Origin of the sequence: Catellatospora sp. KI3, from assembly GCF_029948125.1 — a bacterium.
In the GTDB taxonomy this organism is placed as follows: domain Bacteria; phylum Actinomycetota; class Actinomycetes; order Mycobacteriales; family Micromonosporaceae; genus Catellatospora.
Window position 1 is genome coordinate 748,871 of the sequence record NZ_JASAMB010000001.1, and the last position, 19,032, is coordinate 767,902.

Here is a 19,032-nt window from a genome sequence, read left to right on the forward strand (position 1 = left end):
GCGGGTTCTCCGCCGGGCACTAGGCTTCGTCGAACGGCATCGGGAAGGGCGGGCGTATGAAATTACTGGTCACCGGGGGCGCGGGGTATGTCGGCAGCGTCGTGGCGCGGCTGCTGCTGGACGCGGGGCACGAGGTGGTGGTGCTGGACGACCTGTCCCGCAACGACGCCTCGCAGATCCCGGCCGAGGCGCGGTTCGTGCAGGCCCGGGTGCAGGAGGCGGCGACCGTGCTCACGCCGGGGTCCGGCTTCGACGCGGTGCTGCACTTCGCCGGCCTGATCGCCGCAGGCGAGTCGATGGCCCGGCCGGAGTGGCACTGGGAGGCCAACACCATCGGCTCGCTGGCGCTGCTGGAGGCGATGCGCGAGGCGGGCGTGCCCAGACTGGTCTTCTCCTCCACCGCCGCCACCTACGGCAACCCGTCCGAGCTGCCGCTGACCGAGAACGCGATCACCAAGCCGGTGAACACGTACGGCGCGACCAAGCTCGCCGTCGACATGGCCATCAGCTCGTACGCGCACGCCTACGACCTGGCCGCGGTCAGCCTGCGCTACTTCAACGTCGCCGGGGCCCTGGTCCGCCCGGACGGATCCATGCTGGGCGAGCGCCACGACCCGGAGACCCACCTCATCCCGATCGCGCTGGAGGTCGCCGCCGGCAGGCGCGAGAAGCTCCAGGTGTTCGGCGACGACTACCCCACCGCGGACGGCACCTGCGTGCGCGACTACATCCACGTCGCCGACCTGGCCGAGGCGCACCTGCTGGCGCTGGCCGCCGCCCGCCCCGGCGAGCACCGGGTGTACAACCTGGGCAACGGCACCGGCTTCTCCAACCGCCAGGTCGTCGACGCCGTACGCGCCGTGACCGGGCATCCGGTGCCGGTGGAGATGGCCGCCCGCCGCCCCGGCGACCCGGCCGAACTGGTCGCCTCGTCCGAGCTGGCCCGCACCGAGCTGGGCTGGGTGCCCGGCCGCCCCGACCTGCACGACATCGTCGCCGACGCCTGGACCTTCTTCCGGAGCCACGAATGAGCACTCTCGACAGCGGTGTGTGGGCCGCGCCCGGCCGGGTCAACCTGATCGGCGAGCACACCGACTACTGCGACGGCTTCGTGCTGCCGTTCGCGCTGCCGTACCGGACCGAGGTCACCGCGGCGCGGCTCGACCGTCCCGAGTGGACCGTGTCCAGCTCGCTGACCGGCGAGACGGTCACGTTCGACCTGAGCGAGCCGGTGACGGGCTGGGCCGCGTACGTGGCGGGGGTGGTGTGGGCGCTGCGCGAGGCCGGGTACGAGGTGCCCGGCGCGCGGCTGGACCTCACCTCCGACGTGCCGGGCGGGGCGGGACTGTCCTCTTCGGCCGCGCTGGAGTGCGCGGTGCTGTCGGCGCTGGTCGACCTCGGCGGCCTCGACCTGCCCGTGCCCCACCGCCCCAAGCTCGCCCAGCGCGCCGAGAACGCGTACGTCGGCGTGCCCTGCGGAGTCATGGACCAGTCCGCCTCGACGCTGTGCCGGGAAGGGCACGCGCTGTTCCTGGACTGCCGCACGATGGCGGTCGAGCACATCCCGCTCGACCTGGCCGGGCAGGGCCTGCAGATCCTGGTCGTCGACTCGCGCGCCCCGCACCAGCTCGTCGACGGCGAGTACGCCGCCCGCCGCGCCGCGTGCGAGAAGGCCGCCGAGATCCTCGGCCTGCCCGCGCTGCGCGACGCGACCCTGGCCGACCTGTCGCGCCTGGACGATCCGCTGCTGCTGCGCCGGGCCCGCCACGTCGTCACCGAGAACGACCGGGTGCTGGCCACCATCGAGCTGCTGCGCGACGGCCGGATCCGCGAGATCGGGCCGCTGCTCACCTCCTCGCACGCCTCGATGCGCGACGACTTCGAGATCACGGTGCCCGAAGTGGACACCGCCGTCGAGGCCGCCCTGGCCGCCGGCGCGTACGGTGCCCGGATGACCGGCGGCGGCTTCGGCGGCTGCGTCCTGGCCCTGGTCGACGCGGACCGCGCGGCAGCCGTCGCCGACGCGGTCGGCCAGGCGTTCGCCGCCAACGGCTTCCGCCCGCCGCACTGCTTCCCGGTCACCCCCGCCCCGGGCGCCACCCGCCTCTCCTGACCCGCCCCGCCCCGCCCCGCCCCGCGGGCGCGAGGCACGTGGATCGGGTGCAGTTTCGGGGAAAGTGCTGGAATCGGCGCCAAGATTCCTGCACTTTCCCCGAAACTGCTCGGCGCGGCGCGGCGCGGCGCGGCGCGGCGCGCGGCGCGTCGGGTTGGTGATACGGGGTGGTCGGGAGTGGACAGGGTGGGGCAGGATGCCCGGCATGACTTCCCCGGAGCGCAACGCCTACCTGGACCAGGTCATCTCCCAGCAGTCGCAGCTGGAGCAGGACCTGCGTGTGAAGAAGGCCGCCGCCCCGGCTCGCGGCGGCGGTGGCGGCGACGACACCAGCGGCCGGGCCAGGCGCGCGGCCGCGGACGCGGCGATGACGCCGCCCACCGCCGTCGACGTACGGGTGACCGGCGTCGGGCCGTGGAAGACGGTGCTGGTGCCGCCGAACGCGTTCGTGGTGCACACCCGGCGCGGCCACGCGCAACCGCTGCACCTGGGGCTGGGCGTCTCGTTCCGCTACCGTTCGCGCACCGACTCGTACCTGGTGGTGCCGGGCACGATGCAGACGATCCTGCTCAACGCGTTCTGCATCTGCCGTGAGCTGCAGGGCGTGCTGGTCCAGGCGTACGTGCAGTGGATCGTGCAGGACATCGCGACCGCGTACCGCAAACTCGACTTCGGTGACGCCTCCGACCCGATGCGGCTGGTGAACCTGCAGCTCAAGGAGCAGGCCGAGGCGGCGATCAAGGACAAGGTCGCCACCATGAGCGTGCACGAGGTGCTCAGCGACAAGCAGCCCATCATCGAGGAGCTGACCGCCCGCCTGCGCGGCGTCGCCGAAGGCGCCGACGACAGCGACCACGGTCTGGGGCTGCGCATCGTCACCGTTCAGATCAAGGAGGCCGTGGTCACCTCCGCGCGGCTGTGGGAGAACCTGCAGAAGCCGTTCCGGTCCGAGCAGAGCCAGCTCGCCCGGCTGGCCGAGCTGGGCGCCCAGGAGATCGTCACCGGCCGCGAGCTGGCTGCCGACCGCCTCGACCAGCTGCAGCGGCTGGAGAACGACCGGGAGCTGACCGACCTGCGGGCCCGCAACGCGGCCGCCGCGTTCGACCGGGACGCCGCCGAGAAGCTGCGGCGGGGCGAGCGCGAGCAGACCGATGCCCGCGCGCTGGCCACCCAGACCACCGAGACCACGCTGCACTCGCTGCGGCTGGAGCAGCAGCGGCACGAGCTGGAGGCGGAGGCGGGTCGGCTGCGGTTGGAGCTGGAGCACGCGCTGCAGCGGCTCAAGCTCGACCACGAGCTGACCGTGGCCCAGGCACGGGCCGACACCGCGCACGCCACCGCGCTGCTGGAGCTGGAGCGCGACCGGGTGTCCCGCGAGATCGCCAACGACCGCTCCCCGGCGGCGATCCAGGCGGAGCTGATCGCGAACCTGCCGCAGATCGTGTCGAAGCTGCCCAAGCCCGACGAGCTGCGTACGGTGAACCTCTCCGGCACCGACAGCACCAGCCTGGCCGGCATCGTCACCGAGCTGACCGCAGCGATCACCGCCATCCGCGCCGCCGTGGCGCCCCGCGAATGATCAGCCGGGTCACCCCGGCCGATCCCGGATTCGGCGCGGTGGCGGAGCTGTTCGACGCCTACCGCGCCCACTACGGTCTGCAGCGGGAGTTCGCGGCGACCCGCCGCTGGCTGCAGGACCGCGCCGAGACCGGCTTCCGGGTGTACGCGGCCCGCCCGCACCGGCTGCCCGTCGGATTCGCCACGGTGGCCGTCGTACCCGCGTCGCTGACCCTTGGCACGGTGTGGCTGCTGCGCGACCTGTGGGTGGACCCCGGGCACCGGGGCGCCGGGCACGGCCGTGCCCTGGTCGGCCACGTCCTGGCCGAGGCCCGCGCGGACGGCGCCCGCCGTGTCTCGCTGACCACCGAGCACGACAACGCCGCAGCCCAGGCCCTCTACCGCTCGCTGGGCTTCGAGCCCGTCGAGGGCTACCTCACCCTCAACGCACCCCTCTGACACACCCCACCCACGCCCCACCCCTCGCGCCACCCCGCCCCGCCCCGCCCCGCCCCGCTTGCCATCGACGCTGGCCTATCTAGAGGACGAATCTCGTCGAGTCGTCCTCTAGATAGGCCAGCGTCAACGTAAGCCGGGGCGGGGGCACTACAAGTTCGGGGAAACTGCTGGAATCCGGCTCCGGATTCCAGCAGTTTCCCCGAAAGTGTTGCAGCGGGCCGCCCGCGAGCGGACGGGCGCGGGCGTCAGGACGCTTCGATGATCATTCCCGCGCCGACCGTGCGGTTGGTCGACTCGTCGATGATGATGAAGCCGCCCGTGGTGCGGTTGCGCCGGTACTCGTCGGCCAGCAGCGGGATCGTGGTGCGCAGCTTCACCCGGCCGATGTCGTTGAGCCCGAGCCTGGGCGCCTCGTCATCGCGGTGCAGCGTGTTCACGTCGAGCCGGTAGTGCAGCTCGCGCACGATCGCCCGCGCCGTCCGGGTGGTGTGCTTGATCGAGTACTTCGCGCCGACGGTCAGCGGCTTGGACTCGTCCATCCAGCAGACCAGCGCCTCGATGTCCTGGGCGACGGCCGGGGTGTTGTTCGGGCGGCAGATCATGTCGCCGCGCGAGATGTCCAGCTCGTCTTCCAGCCGCACCGTGACCGACATGGGCGGGAACGCCTCGGACACCGGCCCGTCGGCGGTCTCCACCGAAGCGACCTTGGTGGTCATGCCGCTGGGCAGCACCATCACCTCGTCGCCTGGCTTGATCACGCCCGAGGCGACCTGTCCGGCGTAGCCGCGGTAGTCGGTGACGACCGTGGACTGCGGGCGGATCACGTACTGCACCGGGAAGCGGACGTCGACCAGGTTGCGGTCCGAGGCGATGTGCACGTGCTCCAGGTGGTGCAGCAGCGACGGGCCCTCGTACCACGGCATGTTGGGCGAGCGGGTGACGATGTTGTCGCCCTGCAGCGCCGAGATCGGGATGATCGCCAGGTCGGTGATGTCGAGCTTGGCCGCGAACGAGGTGAACTCGTCGACGATCTTGTCGTACACCTCCTGGTCCCAGTCCACGAGGTCCATCTTGTTGACGCACAGCACCAGGTGCGGCACCCGCAGCAGCGAGCACAGGAACGCGTGCCGTCGCGACTGCTCGACGATGCCCTTGCGCGCGTCGACCAGCACCAGCGCCAGGTCGGCGGTGGAGGCACCGGTGACCATGTTGCGCGTGTACTGGATGTGCCCCGGGGTGTCGGCGATGATGTACTTGCGCCGCGGGGTGTTGAAGTAGCGGTACGCCACGTCGATGGTGATGCCCTGCTCGCGCTCGGCGCGCAGGCCGTCGGTGAGCAACGCGAGGTTGGTGTACTCGTCACCGCGGGCCGCGGACGCCGCCTCGACGGCCTCCCACTGGTCGGTGAACAGCGACTTGGTGTCGTACAGCAGGCGCCCGATGAGGGTGGACTTGCCGTCGTCGACACTGCCCGCCGTCGCGAAGCGCAGCAGGTCGGCCCGCTGCGCGCTGGTCGGTTCCGCAACTGCGGTCATCAGAAGTACCCCTCACGCTTACGGTCTTCCATCGCGGCCTCGCTGACCTTGTCGTCGCCTCGGGTGGCGCCGCGCTCGGTCACCCGGGTCGCCCCCACCTCCGCGATGACCTTCTCCACCGTGTCGGCGTCGGAGGCCACCGCCGCCGTCAGGGTCGCGTCGCCGACGGTGCGGTAGCGCACCCGCTCGGTGAACACGCGCTCGCCGTCGCGGGCGGCCAGGAACTCGTTGACCGCGAACAGCATGCCGTCGCGCTCGACGACCTCGCGGTCGTGGGCGTAGTAGATCGAGGGCAGCGGGATGCCCTCGCGGCCGATGTAGTGCCAGATGTCCAGCTCGGTCCAGTTGGACAGCGGGAACACCCGGATCGACTCGCCGGGGTGGTGCCGCCCGTTGTACAGCGACCACAGCTCGGGGCGCTGGTTCTTCGGATCCCACTGGCCGAACTCGTCGCGGAACGAGAACACCCGCTCCTTGGCGCGGGCCTTCTCCTCGTCGCGGCGGGCGCCGCCGAACAGGGCGTCGAAGCGGTACTTGTCGACCGCGTCGAGCAGCACCGGCGTCTGGATCCGGTTGCGCGAGCCGTTGGCGGCCTCGGTGACCAGGCCCCGGGCCAGCGCCTCGGGCACGCTGGCGATGACCAGCTGCAGGCCCAGCTCGGCCACGCGGCGGTCGCGGTACTCGATGACCTCGTGGAAGTTGTGGCCGGTGTCGACGTGCATCACCGGGAACGGGATCCGCCCGGGCGCGAACGCCTTCTGCGCCAGCCGCAGCATCACGATCGAGTCCTTGCCGCCGGAGAACAGCAGCACGGGACGCTCGAACTCGGCGACGACCTCCCGCATCACGAAGATGCTCTCGGCTTCGAGAGCGTCCAGGTGCGAGAACCGGTACGCAGCCGGCGTCGGGTCACCGCTCGCGGATCGGATCTCGCCGCGGCTTTCCGCTGGCTGCATCATTTCCGACCTTTCCTAGTCCTTTACTCGGGAATCAACCCTACCGGTGTTAACAGGCGCCGATCAACGATGCTGTGAGATCGCCGACAGCAGCTCAGCGCCCAGGTCCCTACGGCATACCAGCAGATCCGGCAGGCTCGCGGTGCCCTGGTTGTAAACAAGAGGTGAACCATCCACCCGGGAGGTGTGCAGCCCAGCCGCCGCGGCGACCGCGACCGGCGCCGCCGAGTCCCACTCGTACTGGCCGCCGTCGTGGATGTAGGCGTCGACGTCCCCGGTCACCACGGCGGCGATCTTCGCGCCGGCGGAGCCCATCGGCACCAGCTGGGCGCCGGTCGACTCGGCCAGGGCGGTCAGGAACGCCGGCGGGCGGGTGCGGCTGGTCGCGATGCGGATCGGTCCGCCCGCGGCGGCCGAGGGCGACAGCGGGGGGTACGCCGGCGGCGGCTCGCTGCCGAGCACCCGCTGCTGCGCGGGCAGCGCCACGGCGCCGGTGGCCAGCACGCCCTCGTCGGCACCGGTGCGCCGCCACAGGGCCACGTGCACGGCCCAGTCGTCGCGCCCGGCCTCGCCGAACTCGCGGGTGCCGTCCAGCGGGTCGATGATCCACAGCCGGGAGGCGGCCAGGCGGGCGGGGTCGTCCACGCCCTCCTCGCTGAGCACCGCGTCGGCGGGCCGCCAGCGGGCCAGCTCCGTCATGATCATGTCGTGCGAGCGCTTGTCACCCGCCTTGCGCAGCGCGGCAGGGTCGTCGAACCCCAGTTCGTCGCGCAGGGACAGCAGGAGGTCGCCGGCCTGGCGGGCCAGCCATACGGCGAAAGCGCCGTCCTCGACGGGTGGCATCTTCAGTACGCTCCAGAGCTTCGGACAACGGCGGTCAGTGTACGCAGGAGAATGAGCAGGTCCATGGACATTGACCAGTTTTCGACGTAACGGAGGTCCAACCGAACCGCCTCTTCCCATGGCAGGTCCGCCCGACCGGACACCTGCCATAGGCCGGTCATCCCCGGCTTGACGGCCAATCGGCGCCGTACGTCGTCCGCATAGGCGGCCACCTCGACCGGCAGCGGCGGCCGCGGGCCCACCAGCGACATCTGCCCCAGCAGCACGTTGATCAGCTGCGGCAGCTCGTCCAGGGAGTAGCGGCGCATCCACTTGCCCATCGCGGTCACCCGCGGGTCGTCACGGATCTTGAAGAGCACTCCGTCGTGCTCGTTCAGATGCCGCAGCTCGGCAAGCCGCGCCTCGGCATCGGTGTACATGGTACGGAACTTGAAGATGACGAACTCACGGCCGTCGCGCCCCACCCGGACCTGCCGGAACAGCGCCGGGCCGGGCGAGTCCAGCCGCAGCGCCAGCGCGGTCACCAGCAGCAGCGGCGCGAACGCCACCAGCAGCAGCGCCGCCCCGATCCGGTCCATCAGCTCCTTGACCACCCGGCTGCCGCCCGACAGCCGCGGGTGCTCCACGTGCAGCATCGGCAGGCCGTCCACCGGGCGGATGGTGGTCCGGTCGCCGGCGACGTCCACCAGCGCGCTGGCCACGATCAGATCGATCTCGTCGCGCTCCAGCTGCCACGCCGTCCGGCGCAGCGCGTGCCCGTCCAGCTCCGGGCAGCTCAGCACGATCACCGTGTCGGCCCCGGCCGCGCGCACCGCCGCGGCGACGTCGTCGAACGTGCCGTACACGGGCAGGCCGATGCGGCCGTCGCTGCCCCGCGGCACGCACGCCCCGACCACCTCCAGGCCGTGGAACCGCTCGCGGCCCAGCTGCCGCGACAGCCCGATGATGGCCAGTTCGTGGCCGACCACCACCACCCGGCGCAGGCACTCCCCGCGCTCGCGGCGCCGGTGCAGCCGCTTGCGGATCAGGAACCGGGTCACCACCAGCGTCCCCGTCGCGGCGGGCAGCGCGATCAGCACGTATGAGCGGGCCGTGGGCAGCTCGAACGCGTACGACCCGACCGCCACCGTCGCGATCACCCACAGGCCGCCGCGCAGCACCCGGTCGTACTCCTGCGTGCCGACGTAGAGGAAGCGGCGGTCGTAGGCCCGGGTCAGCGCCAGCGACGCCATCAGCGCCAGCGGCAGCAGCGACGACAGCAGCACGTACGTGCGCGTGAACGGGGTGACCGTGGGGCCGAAGCGCAGGATGAACGCGAGCAGGCCCGCCGCCGCGCCGACCACGAGGTCCGTGGCGAGCAGCGTGTGCAGGTAGCGGTGCTCCCAGCCCTTGCGGCGGTCCAGCACGCGCACCGGCGTACCGATGTGGGTGCTGCCGCCCACGGGACGGCGGCCGGTGCCGGGGCGGTGCTGCGGCGGCTCCACCGCCGGCAGCGACGGCTGCTGCGGCCGGACCGCGACCAGCCCCACCGGAGCCGGGCTGAACGGGGCCGGACCGGCCGGGGTCGGCCCGGTGGCGTAGTCGAGCGGCGAATCGGCGGAGCGGTGCCGTTGGCGGTAGGGCCGCGGCCCGCGTCGGTCGTCGTCACGCCGCTGCACCATAGGAACGCCCCCCGTCAGCGACGGCGCACCACGAAACCACGGCACAGCCTGGCCGTTCCCGCGCACGACGCTCTCTCGGCGCCGCCGCGGGCCTTCCCGTATCGCCGCGGGCGCGCCTGCCCGTACAACGCGGCACCAGCGCAAATGTGACGGTCAGGCGGTGTGGTACGTCTGCTGCGCCGCGCCCAGCCCCTGCCGGATGACGGCCTCCACCGCGTCGGCGGCCCGGTCGACCAGGAACTCCAGCTCCTTGCGCTCGGCGCCGGAGAAGTCCGACAGCACGAAGTCGGCCGGATCCTGGCGGCCCGGCGGCCGTCCGATGCCGAACCGCACCCGCAGGTAGTCCTTTGTGGCCAGCGACTTCGTCATCGACCGCAGCCCGTTGTGGCCGCCCTCGCCGCCGCCGATCTTCAACCGCAGCTGCCCGAACGGGATGTCCAGCTCGTCGTGGACCGCGATGACCTGCGCCGCCGGGATCTTGTAGAACTGGCACAGCGCCGCCACCGGCGCCCCGGACAGGTTCATATATGTCAGCGGCTTGGCAAGCACCAGCCGCGGCGCGTCCACCCCGAAACCCAGGCGGCCCTCCGCCACGTCGGCCACCGCCTTGCGGTGCCGCCCGAACGAGCCGCCGGCCCGCTTGCCCAGCAGCTCGGCGACCATGAAGCCGACATTGTGCCGGTTGCCCGCGTACTGCGGCCCCGGGTTGCCCAACCCCACGATCAGCCAGGGTGCGGCGGCCTGCTCCATGACACTCCCTCAGATACGGACGTGGCGCCCTGCCAAGCTACTACGGCTCGGCGGGGCGCCACGGTCTGCTGCGAAACTCAGGCCTCGACAGCCACGGGCTCCTCGGCGGCGGCCTCCTCGGCCTCCTCCGCGGCCTCGGCGGTCTCGCCCTCGAGCTGCTCGGCGGTCGGGGCCAGGCTCACCACGGCGACGATGGTCTCGGCGTCGGCGACCAGCGAAGCACCGCGCGGCAGCTTGACGTCACCGGCGGTGACGTGCGAACCGGCCTCCAGGCCCTCGATCGAGACCTCGAGGAACTCCGGCAGGTGCAGCGCCTCGGCGGCGATGGCGATCTTGTCGTGCTCGGTCATCACCAGGGTGCCCTTGGCGGCCTCGCCGACCAGGTGCACCGGCACCTCGACGGTGACCTGCTCGCCGCGCTTCACGATCACCAGGTCGATGTGCTCGAAGGTGTCCTTCAGCGGGTCGCGCTGGATCGCCTTCGGCAGCGCCAGGGTCTTGGTGCCGTCCGGGCTGACCAGCTCGAAGACGGTGTTGATGCCGCCGTGGCGGATGGCCGCGGCGAACTCGCGGGCCGGGACGGCGATGTGGCGCGGGGCCTCGCCGTGGCCGTAGACGACGGCGGGCACGAGGCCGGCGCGACGGGTGCGGCGAGCGCCGCCCTTGCCGAACACGGTACGCGGCTCGGCGCTGATCTTTACCTCAGACACGTTTGATTCTCCTGCTCAACGGGTAGCTGCTTGTCGTCAGGCCGAGCGGACGAGGGCGCGCGGGGTGACGTAACCCGGAGCACCGCGTCGATCACGGCGCCGTCAACAGGCATCTCTACCCGCAGGGCACCCTCGCCGTGGCAACCCGACCAGCTTACCCGACCAATCCGGGCGCTTTCGCCGGGGTCCCCGTGTCGCCCCTCACGGCCCCACCACGCCCCGCACCTGTACCCCCACCCGCCTTGAAATTGACGCTGGCCTATCCAGAAGACGGAAATCCGAAATCCGTGCTCTAGATAGGCCAGCGTCGATAAAAGGCGGGTGGGTCGGCGGGTCGCGGTTCCGCCGCCAAGATCAGCTGAGGCCGCCGAACAGCGTCGTCACGGAGCCGTCGTCGAAGACCTCGCGGATGGCGCGGGCCACCAGCGGCGCGATCGACAGGACGGTCAGCTTGTCGAACTGCTTCTCCGGACCCAGCGGCAGCGTGTTGGTCACGATGACCTCGCTGATCCGGCTGTTCTTCAGCCGCTCCGTCGCCGGGTCCGAGTGCACCGGGTGCGTCGTCGCCACGATCACGTCCGCGGCGCCGTTGTCGAACAGGATGTCGGCGGCCTTGCAGATCGTCCCCGCCGTGTCGATCATGTCGTCGACCAGGATGCAGGTACGCCCGGCCACCTCGCCGATGACCCGGTTCGCCACCACCTGGTTCGGCTTGAGCGGGTCGCGCGTCTTGTGGATGAACGCCAGCGGGCAGCCGCCCAGGCGGTCGGTCCAGCGCTCGCCGACCCGGACCCGGCCCGAGTCCGGCGACACCACGGTCAGCTCGCGGTGGCCGTAGTTGGTCTGCACGTACTCGGCGAGGATGTCCATGGCGAACAGGTGGTCCACCGGGCCGTCGAAGAAGCCCTGGATCTGCGCGGTGTGCAGGTCGACGGTCAGGATGCGGTTCGCGCCGGCGGTCTTGAGCAGGTCCGCGATCAGGCGGGCCGAGATCGGCTCGCGGCCGCGGTGCTTCTTGTCCTGGCGGGCGTACGGGTAGAACGGCAGCACCACCGTGATCCGCTTGGCCGAGCCGCGCTTGGCGGCGTCCACCATCAGCAGCGTCTCCATGATCCACTTATTCACGGGTGCTGACATGGACTGCACGATGAAGGCGTCGGAACCACGTACCGACTCCTTGTAACGGACGAACGTCTCACCACTGGCGAAGTCGTACGCGGTAGTCGGCGTCACACCGACCCCGAGCACCTCCCCGATCTCCTCCGCCAGCTCGGGATAAGCCCGGCCGGAGAAGAGCATCAGATTCTTACGGTTCTCCGTGACGATGCTGCCCATCGGCTCCGCCCTTCACGATGGCCTACGGCCAGTATCCCCATTTTCGCCTCATCCTCTCCCGCCACCCGGCGAAGCGGCGAAGAAGGCCACCCGCTGGTGCGGCAGATCACCGCCGGAAAGACTTGCTCCGTTCATCCGCAGGTCAGCAAGGCCCGCCTTGCCCGTGTCGAACAGCGGGCGCTACCTTCGTATGGCACTAGCAGGTTTGTGGGGAGAGAGCCGGGATGGGGCGCGAACGGGCCGAGGAGCCGACTGTCATACAGCGGCGCATCCTGCTGCTGCTGGCAGCCGGGTTCACCGTGCAGACCATCACCAAACTGGTCTTCCTCAGCGAACGCGCCGTGCACGACCACATCGCCGTGCTCAAGCAGACCACCGGCGCGAAGAACCAGTTCTCCCTCGGCGCCGAGGCCGCCAAGCGCGGCTGGCTGGACGAGGAAGAAGAGAAGAAGCGCTGAGCCATCCGGCGTCCGCTCTGTGTCATACGCCGTCCGCTCTGCGGCCTTAATCGGTGTCATCCTCCGGCTTCGCTTCGGATGACACCGAGCGGCCGGCAACCGCGGCCGCCTAGCCTTCCGTCGTGGGCAGCTCTCGCTGCTGCGCGAGCGCCTGCTCGGCCGCCTCGGCGCCGGCGCTGCCCGGCCGGGCCCGCCTGACCCAGCCCTCGATGTTGCGCTGGTGCGCCCGCGCGACCGCCAGCGCGCCCGGGGGCACGTCCTTGTCGACCACCGAACCGGCCGCCGTGTACGCCCCGTCGCCGACGCGCACCGGCGCCACGAACGTCGTGTCGCAGGCCGTCTTCACGTGCGAGCCGATCACCGTGTGGCTCTTGGTGGTGCCGCTGTAGTTCGCGAACAGGTTCCCGGCGCCGATGTTGGTCTGCTCGCCGATCGTCGCGTCCCCCACGTACGACAGGTGCGGCACCTTGGTGCCCTCGCCCAGCGACGCGTTCTTGATCTCGACGAACGTGCCCACCTTGCCCTTGCGGCCGATCACCGCACCCGGCCGCAGGTACGCGTACGGACCGACGCTCACGTTCGGGCCGATCTGCGCCTGCACCGCGTGCGCGCGCACCACCTGGGCCTGCTCGCCGACCGAGGTGTCGATCAGCGTCACGTCCGGGCCGACCACCGCGCCGGTCGCGACCGAGGTCGCCCCGCGCAGCTGCGTGTTCGGCTCCAGCACCGCGTCGCGCTCCACCGTCACCGTGGCGTCGACCCAGGTCGTGGCCGGGTCCATGATCGTCACGCCGGACCTCATCAGCGCCGTGTTGATCCGGTCGCGCATCAGCGCCCGCAGCGCCGCCAGCTCCGCCCGGTCGTTGCAGCCCAGCGTCTCGGTGTGGTCGGCGGCCAGGTGCACCCGCACCGGCGCGCCCTCGGCGACCAGCAGCCCGAACACGTCGGTGAGGTACTCCTCGCCCTGGTCGTTCTGGGTGGTCAGCTTCGTCAGCGCCAGCCGCAGCGCGGCCGCGTCGAAGGCGTAGATGCCCGCGTTGATCTCGCGGACCGCGCGCTCGTCGGCGCTCGCGTCGCGCTCCTCGACGATGCGCACCAGCGCCCCGTCGGTGTCACGGATGAGGCGGCCCAGGCCGACCGGGTCCGGCACGGTCGCGCCCAGCACGGTCGCGGCGGCGCCCGCCGACTCGTGCGCCTCGACCAGGTCGGTGAGGGTCTGCTCGCGCAGCAGCGGCACGTCGCCGTTGAGCACGATCACCGTGCCGCTGACGTCGTCCAGCGCCTCCAGCGCGATGCGCACCGCGTGGCCGGTGCCGTTCTGCTGCGCCTGCAGCGCGGTCCGCGCCGCGGGCGCGGTCTCGGCCAGGTGCGCGGCGACCTGCTCGGCGCGGTGGCCGACGACGACCAGGGTCTGCGCGTCCAGCGGGGCGGCGGCGGCCAGCACGTGGCCGACCAGCGAGCGGCCCAGCAGCGGGTGGAGCACCTTCGGCAGGTCCGACTTCATCCGCTTGCCCTCGCCAGCCGCGAGAACGATCACCGTACGAGTCACGAGCCGCCCACCATCGATCCATGTCTGTGCAAAAGCTCGGCTGCCAGGGCTCGAACCTGGAAAGCGCGCTCCAAAGGCGCGAGTGTTGCCAATTACACCACAGCCGAACGGGGTCGGAGCCAGCTTAGCGTCTCACGGACGAGCCTGCTCGACCGCTTACGCCCGGTCCCGGCGAAGAGGCCTTCGATCGCCCGGCATACCTCGGTGCCCTCGGGACCGAGGTATGCCGGGCAGTCCCGGTGCCCGGCGCCGAGGCAGTGCCGGCCGGGCGGCGGCTGACGCCTCTCCAGGACCGCTGTACGGCACAGGTTCGTAGCAAATTCACAGTCCGCCCTCTGTCAAACTACGGACCCGTAGGTTACGGTAACGTAGGTATAGCTCGGCCCGTCCGCCCCCTGCTCCAGTGAGGTGCCATGACCACCGTGACCGTCGAGACGCCCACCGGAGCAGCGACCCCCGCCCGGGGCCAGAAGGCGCTGACCGAGGGCTCCCAGTCGAAGGGCACTCTGATCGGCCTGTGGGCCTTCGTGGTGCTGCCCTTCCTGGCCCTGTTCGCGGCGGTCCCGGTCGCCTGGGGCGGCTTCCTGGGCTGGACCGACGTCGCGATCTTCGCGGTGATGTACGTGGTCACCGGCCTCGGCATCACCGTCGGCTACCACCGCTACCTCACGCACAGCTCCTTCAAGGCGACCCGCTGGCTGCGGGTGACGCTGGCGGTCTCCGGCGCGATGGCGGTGCAGGGCTCGCCCACCCAGTGGGTCGCCGACCACCGCCGCCACCACCAGTACTCCGACCTGGAGGACGACCCGCACTCGCCGTGGCGCTTCGGCAACTCGGTGAAGGGCCTGGCCAAGGGCCTGTTCCACGCGCACGTCGGCTGGCTGTTCGCCCGCGAGCTGTCCAACCGCACCCGCTTCGCCCCGGACCTGCTCGCCGACAAGGACATCCAGAAGGTCGACAAGCTGTTCGGCCTGCTGTCGCTGACCACCGCGATCGCGCCCGGCATCGTCGGCGGCCTGGTCACCTGGTCGTGGCAGGGCGCGCTGACCGCGTTCTTCTGGGCCGGCCTGATCCGCATCGGCCTGCTGCACCACGTCACCTGGTCGATCAACTCGATCTGCCACGTGTACGGCGAGCGCCCGTTCGAGATGCGCGAGGGCGACAAGGCCTCGAACTTCTGGCCGCTGGCGATCCTGTCGTTCGGTGAGAGCTGGCACAACCTGCACCACTCGGACCCGACCAGTGCCCGGCACGGCGTGCTGCGCGGCCAGATCGACATCTCGGCCCGGGTGATCTGGTTCTTCGAGAAGTTCGGCTGGGCCACGAACGTGAAGTGGGCCAAGGAGGACCGGCTCCGGTCGAAGATGGTCGACCGCGACGCCCAGCCCAAGCTGGCCCGGTGACGGCGCAGCTCGACGGCCCCCCACTGCCGCCCCCGTCCTCCTGGCAGGATGGGGGCGTGGTCGACGACGCGCGTGAGGTCCGGCAGGCGGCTGGCCGCCAGCCCGCCGCGCCCCCGAAGAGCGGTTCCCGGGTGCGGATGAGCTTTTCCCAGCGCCGCGAGCAGCTGATCGCGGTGGGGCGGCAGTTGTTCGCCGAGCGCGGCTTCGACGCGACCTCGATCGAGGAGATCGCCTCGCGCGCGAAGGTGTCCAAGCCGGTGGTCTACGAGCACTTCGGCGGGAAAGAGGGCCTGTACGCGGTGGTCGTCGACCGCGAGGTGACGGCGCTGCTGACCCGGGTGACCGGGGCGCTGACCGCGGGGCACCCGCGCGAGCTGCTGGAGCAGGCGGCGCTGGCGCTGCTTGATTACATCGAGGAGGAGACGAACGGCTTCCGGGTGCTCGTGCGCGAGTCGCCGGTGATGTCGTCGTCGGGCAACTTCTCGTCGGTGCTGAACGATGTCGCGCACCAGGTGGAGCACATCCTGGGCGCGGAGTTCAAGGGCCGGGGCTACGACCCGAAGCTGGCCGAGCTGTACTCCCAGGCCCTGGTGGGCATGGTGGCGCTGACGGGCCGCTGGTGGCTGGAGGTGCGCAAGCCGCGCAAGGAGACGGTGGCCGCGCACCTGGTCAACCTGGCCTGGCACGGCCTGTCGCACCTGGAGTCCAAGCCGACCCTGCTGATGAGCCGCAAGGCCGCGAAGGGCTAGCCGCGGGTCGCCGAGTGCGGCCGGACGGCGAACTTGTCGCCGGGGCGGGTGCTGTGCCGCAGCACCTCTTCCGCTTCGGACTCCGACGGGGTGCCGGTCTTGCCGTACAGTCCGGCGATCATCAGCACGATGCCGATGATGAACGAGACTATGCAGGTGGCGACCTCGAAGTTCAGTTTGTTCTCCGGGGTCTGCATCACCAGCAGCATGATCAACCCGGACAGCATGAACACCACGCCGCCCCACAGGTTGATGAAGTGGTCGATGTTGCGGCCGATGATGGCGCCGCCGAGCACGATCGCGCCCACGATGATGGACAGCCAGGAGAACGCCGGGTTGGTCTTGAGCCCGAGCGCGTGGATGTCCGCGCGGCTGAAGAACGGCTCGCCCGCGGTCTGGATGGCACCGACGATCCCGAACGTCAGCAGGTAGGCGCCGCTCACCCCGGCGAGGAACCGGTACTGCGGCCGGAAACGGTGGTTGATCGGTAGGTGCATATCCGCATTGTGCCCCGATCCGACCCCGCTCGAACCTCAAAGCGGCAACTGACCGGCGATCGACCTTGGCGCCCGTTCACCTCGGCCACTTAGCATCGACGGTGGCCTATCCAGGAGACGGAATCCGCCGATTCGTCTTCCAGATAGGCCACCGTCAATGTTTAGCGCCGCTTGGCGACGCGGGCGTACATGCCCGCGGTGAGCAGGATCGAACCGATCGCGTACGACGCGATGCAGGTCGCCAGCGTGAAGTTGAGGACGTTGTGCTCGGTGCCCATCAGCGCCAGCATGGCGGTCCCGACGATCAGGAACGCGGCGCCGATCCAGGTGTTCACGAGCCGGTCCAGGTTGTGGCCGACCAGGGTGGCCAGCAGCACGAGCACTCCGGCGGCCAGCGAGGCGTACGCGAAGGCGGGGTTGGTGCGCAGGCCCAGCGCTCGCGCGTCGCCCGCCGCGAACAGCGGGTCGCCCTGGCTCTCCAGGTAGCCGAGCACGCCGAACGCGAGCACGAACAGCCCGGTGAGCAGTGCGAGTCCCCGGTACAGGGGGCGCAGGGAGTGGTTGACGGGCATGTGCGAAGCCATGTCACTGCTCCGAGTGGTGCGAGGGGGGATGACCGGGGCACCCTACCAACCCCCCTCGGCGCCTACTCCTGCCCGATCAGCTCCGCCAGCTCCAGCCACTCGTCCTCGAGCAGCCCGCGCTCGTCCTGCAGCGCCTTGAGGCTCGCGTCCAACTCCGCGATCTTGGCGAAGTCGGTGGCGTGCTCGGCCATCTGCGTGTGCAGCTTCTCCTCGCGCTGGTTGAGCTTCTCGATCTGCCGCTCGATGCGGCTGGTCTCCTTCTTCGCCGCCCGGACCTCGGCCGCGCTGGGACCGCCGCCGGCCGGCTTGACCGGTGCCGCGCCGGCCTGCGCGCGGGTGGTCGTGGCGGCCGAGGCCGGTTCGACCAGTCGCAGGTACTCGTCGACGCCGCCGGGCAGGTGGCGCACGGTGCCGTCGCCGGGCAGGGCGTAGACGGCGTCGCAGACCCGCTCGACCAGGTACCGGTCGTGCGAGGCGACGATCATCGTGCCGGGCCAGGTGTCGAGCAGGTCCTCCAGCGACGCCAGGGTGTCGGTGTCGAGGTCGTTGGTGGGCTCGTCGAGGATGAGCACGTTCGGCTCCCCCGCGAGCAGGCGCAGCAGCTGCAGGCGGCGGCGCTCACCACCGGACAGGTCGGCCACGGGCGTCCAGACGCGGCGGTCGGTGAAGCCGAACACCTCGGCCAGCTGCGCGGCCGACAGCTCGCGGTCGCCGAGCTTGACCCGCCGGGCGACCTGCTCGACGGCCTCCAGCAGGCGCAGCTCGCCGGGCAGTTCGGTCAGCTCCTGGGACAGGAACGCGGGGCGTACGGTCTTGCCCGCGCTGAACCCGTTCGCCTCGCTGACCCCGGCGAGCAGCCGCAGCAGCGTCGACTTGCCCGCGCCGTTGGCGCCGAGCAGGGCGATGCGGTCGCCGGGGCCGACGTGCCAGGTGACCTTGTTCAGGATCAGCTTCGGACCGGCGTGCAGGGTGACGTCCTCCAGGTCGTACACCTGGCGGCCGAGGCGGGCGGTGGCGAGCTTGGCCAGGGTGACCTCGTCGCGCGGGGCGGGCACGTCCGCGATCAGCGCGTTGGCGGCGTCGATGCGGAACTTGGGCTTGGAGGTGCGGGCCGGCGGGCCCCGGCGCAGCCAGGCGATCTCCTTGCGGAGCAGGTTCTGCCGCCGCGACTCGGTGACGGCGGCGACCCGCTCGCGCTCGGCGCGGGCCAGGATCCAGGCCGCGAAGCCGCCGTCGTACGCCCGGACCTGCTGGTCGGCGACCTCCCAGATGCGGTTGCAGACCGCGTCGAGGAACCACCGGTCGTGGGTGACCACGACCAGCGCGCCCTTGAGGCTCTTGTTCAGGTACGTGGCGAGCCAGTTGACGCCCGCGATGTCGAGGTGGTTGGTCGGCTCGTCGAGGATGACCAGGTCGGCGGGGCGCACCAGCAGCGCGGCCAGGGCGATGCGGCGGCGCTCGCCACCCGACATCGGGCCGACCGGGGTGTCCAGGCCCAGGCCGGGCATGCCGAGCCCGTCGAGGATGGCCCGCACCCCGGAGTCGCCGGCCCACTCGTGCTCGGCCTCGAACGCGGCGGGCAGCCAGGCGTCGCCGAGCACCACGTCGCGTACGGTCGCCTCGGCGGTCAGCGTCAGCGCCTGCGGCAGGGCCGACACGCGCAGGTCGCGCCGGTGGGTGACCCGGCCGCTGTCGGGGTCCTCGGCCTTGGTGAGCATTCGCAGCAGGGTGGACTTGCCGGAGCCGTTGAGGCCGACGACGCCGATGCGGTCGGCGTCGTCGAGGCCGAGGGAGACGTCGGTGAGCAGCGGGCCGGTCGGACCGTAGCCCTTGCTGACCCGGTCCAGATTGATGATGTTGGCCATGGTGCCGC

18 protein-coding genes and 1 tRNA gene are annotated in these 19,032 nt (G+C 71.1%); 7 read left to right on the forward strand and 12 right to left on the reverse strand.

Features of this window, described 5'->3' with window-relative positions:
* Positions 1-56 precede the first annotated feature (56 nt).
* From galE to QEZ54_RS03320, 4 genes are all read left to right on the forward strand, one after another.
* The gene (gene galE, locus QEZ54_RS03305; protein WP_281302917.1) at positions 57-1,031 is read left to right on the forward strand and encodes a UDP-glucose 4-epimerase GalE; all 975 of its coding nucleotides are present in this window, start codon (positions 57-59) and stop codon (positions 1,029-1,031) included.
* Complete coding sequence (galK, locus tag QEZ54_RS03310) at positions 1,028-2,113, forward strand: galactokinase (protein ID WP_281302918.1); 1,086 nt, start codon at positions 1,028-1,030, stop codon at positions 2,111-2,113. The genes galE and galK overlap by 4 nt, the downstream gene beginning before the upstream one ends.
* 205 nt (positions 2,114-2,318) lie before the next feature.
* Positions 2,319-3,692: an SPFH domain-containing protein gene (locus QEZ54_RS03315; protein ID WP_281302919.1), complete on the forward strand. Its 1,374-nt coding sequence runs from the start codon at positions 2,319-2,321 to the stop codon at positions 3,690-3,692.
* Positions 3,689-4,129: a GNAT family N-acetyltransferase gene (locus QEZ54_RS03320; RefSeq protein WP_281302920.1), complete on the forward strand. Its 441-nt coding sequence runs from the start codon at positions 3,689-3,691 to the stop codon at positions 4,127-4,129. Before QEZ54_RS03315 ends, QEZ54_RS03320 begins: the two co-directional genes overlap by 4 nt.
* Before the next feature lie 245 nt (positions 4,130-4,374).
* Here the strand turns inward: QEZ54_RS03320 and QEZ54_RS03325 are convergent, their stop codons facing one another.
* The 7 genes from QEZ54_RS03325 to QEZ54_RS03355 all read right to left on the reverse strand — a co-directional run bounded on the left by QEZ54_RS03325 (position 4,375) and on the right by QEZ54_RS03355 (position 11,919).
* Positions 4,375-5,664, reverse strand: coding sequence for a GTP-binding protein (locus tag QEZ54_RS03325; protein WP_281302921.1), 1,290 nt, complete (start codon positions 5,662-5,664; stop codon positions 4,375-4,377).
* Positions 5,664-6,620, reverse strand: a complete 957-nt coding sequence (gene cysD / locus QEZ54_RS03330) for a sulfate adenylyltransferase subunit CysD (protein WP_281302922.1) — start codon at positions 6,618-6,620, stop codon at positions 5,664-5,666. The genes QEZ54_RS03325 and cysD overlap by 1 nt, the downstream gene beginning before the upstream one ends.
* A 63-nt stretch (positions 6,621-6,683) precedes the next feature.
* Positions 6,684-7,469, reverse strand: coding sequence for a 3'(2'),5'-bisphosphate nucleotidase CysQ (locus QEZ54_RS03335; protein ID WP_281303044.1), 786 nt, complete (start codon positions 7,467-7,469; stop codon positions 6,684-6,686).
* Positions 7,466-9,124 carry a sugar transferase gene (locus QEZ54_RS03340; RefSeq protein ID WP_281302923.1) on the reverse strand — a complete coding sequence of 553 codons (1,659 nt, stop codon included), beginning with the start codon at positions 9,122-9,124 and terminating at the stop codon, positions 7,466-7,468. Before QEZ54_RS03340 ends, QEZ54_RS03335 begins: the two co-directional genes overlap by 4 nt.
* Before the next feature lie 153 nt (positions 9,125-9,277).
* Positions 9,278-9,874: an aminoacyl-tRNA hydrolase gene (gene pth / locus QEZ54_RS03345; RefSeq protein WP_281302924.1), complete on the reverse strand. Its 597-nt coding sequence runs from the start codon at positions 9,872-9,874 to the stop codon at positions 9,278-9,280.
* Positions 9,875-9,951: 77 nt separating this feature from the next.
* Positions 9,952-10,584 carry a 50S ribosomal protein L25/general stress protein Ctc gene (locus tag QEZ54_RS03350; protein ID WP_281302925.1) on the reverse strand — a complete coding sequence of 211 codons (633 nt, stop codon included), beginning with the start codon at positions 10,582-10,584 and terminating at the stop codon, positions 9,952-9,954.
* A 354-nt stretch (positions 10,585-10,938) separates the two neighbouring features.
* Positions 10,939-11,919 (reverse strand): ribose-phosphate diphosphokinase, encoded by a 981-nt coding sequence (locus tag QEZ54_RS03355; protein WP_281302926.1) that lies wholly within the window; start codon positions 11,917-11,919, stop codon positions 10,939-10,941.
* Positions 11,920-12,143: 224 nt separating this feature from the next.
* On the opposite strand from QEZ54_RS03355, the gene QEZ54_RS03360 reads away from it, so the two are divergent.
* Positions 12,144-12,377 (forward strand): hypothetical protein, encoded by a 234-nt coding sequence (locus tag QEZ54_RS03360; RefSeq protein ID WP_281302927.1) that lies wholly within the window; start codon positions 12,144-12,146, stop codon positions 12,375-12,377.
* Positions 12,378-12,486: 109 nt separating this feature from the next.
* On the opposite strand, the gene glmU is transcribed toward QEZ54_RS03360, so the two are convergent.
* Both glmU and QEZ54_RS03370 read right to left on the reverse strand, forming a co-directional pair.
* Positions 12,487-13,926 (reverse strand): bifunctional UDP-N-acetylglucosamine diphosphorylase/glucosamine-1-phosphate N-acetyltransferase GlmU, encoded by a 1,440-nt coding sequence (gene glmU / locus QEZ54_RS03365; protein ID WP_348650503.1) that lies wholly within the window; start codon positions 13,924-13,926, stop codon positions 12,487-12,489.
* Positions 13,927-13,961: 35 nt separating this feature from the next.
* Positions 13,962-14,033: transfer RNA gene (locus QEZ54_RS03370), tRNA-Gln, on the reverse strand.
* 306 nt (positions 14,034-14,339) lie between these two features.
* On the opposite strand from QEZ54_RS03370, the gene QEZ54_RS03375 reads away from it, so the two are divergent.
* On the forward strand, positions 14,340-15,329 hold the full coding sequence (locus QEZ54_RS03375) for an acyl-CoA desaturase (protein ID WP_281302928.1): 990 nt from the start codon (positions 14,340-14,342) through the stop codon (positions 15,327-15,329).
* Positions 15,330-15,466: 137 nt separating this feature from the next.
* On the forward strand, positions 15,467-16,078 hold the full coding sequence (locus QEZ54_RS03380) for a TetR/AcrR family transcriptional regulator (RefSeq protein ID WP_281303046.1): 612 nt from the start codon (positions 15,467-15,469) through the stop codon (positions 16,076-16,078).
* On the opposite strand, the gene QEZ54_RS03385 is transcribed toward QEZ54_RS03380, so the two are convergent.
* From QEZ54_RS03385 to QEZ54_RS03395, 3 genes are all read right to left on the reverse strand, one after another.
* Positions 16,075-16,575, reverse strand: a complete 501-nt coding sequence (locus QEZ54_RS03385) for a DUF4383 domain-containing protein (protein WP_281302929.1) — start codon at positions 16,573-16,575, stop codon at positions 16,075-16,077. The two genes, QEZ54_RS03380 and QEZ54_RS03385, sit on opposite strands and share 4 nt — an antisense overlap.
* A gap of 161 nt (positions 16,576-16,736) precedes the next feature.
* Positions 16,737-17,159 (reverse strand): DUF4383 domain-containing protein, encoded by a 423-nt coding sequence (locus QEZ54_RS03390; RefSeq protein ID WP_281302930.1) that lies wholly within the window; start codon positions 17,157-17,159, stop codon positions 16,737-16,739.
* Between the two features lie 62 nt (positions 17,160-17,221).
* The gene (locus QEZ54_RS03395) at positions 17,222-19,024 is read right to left on the reverse strand and encodes an ABC-F family ATP-binding cassette domain-containing protein (RefSeq protein ID WP_281302931.1); all 1,803 of its coding nucleotides are present in this window, start codon (positions 19,022-19,024) and stop codon (positions 17,222-17,224) included.
* Positions 19,025-19,032: the final 8 nt, after the last annotated feature.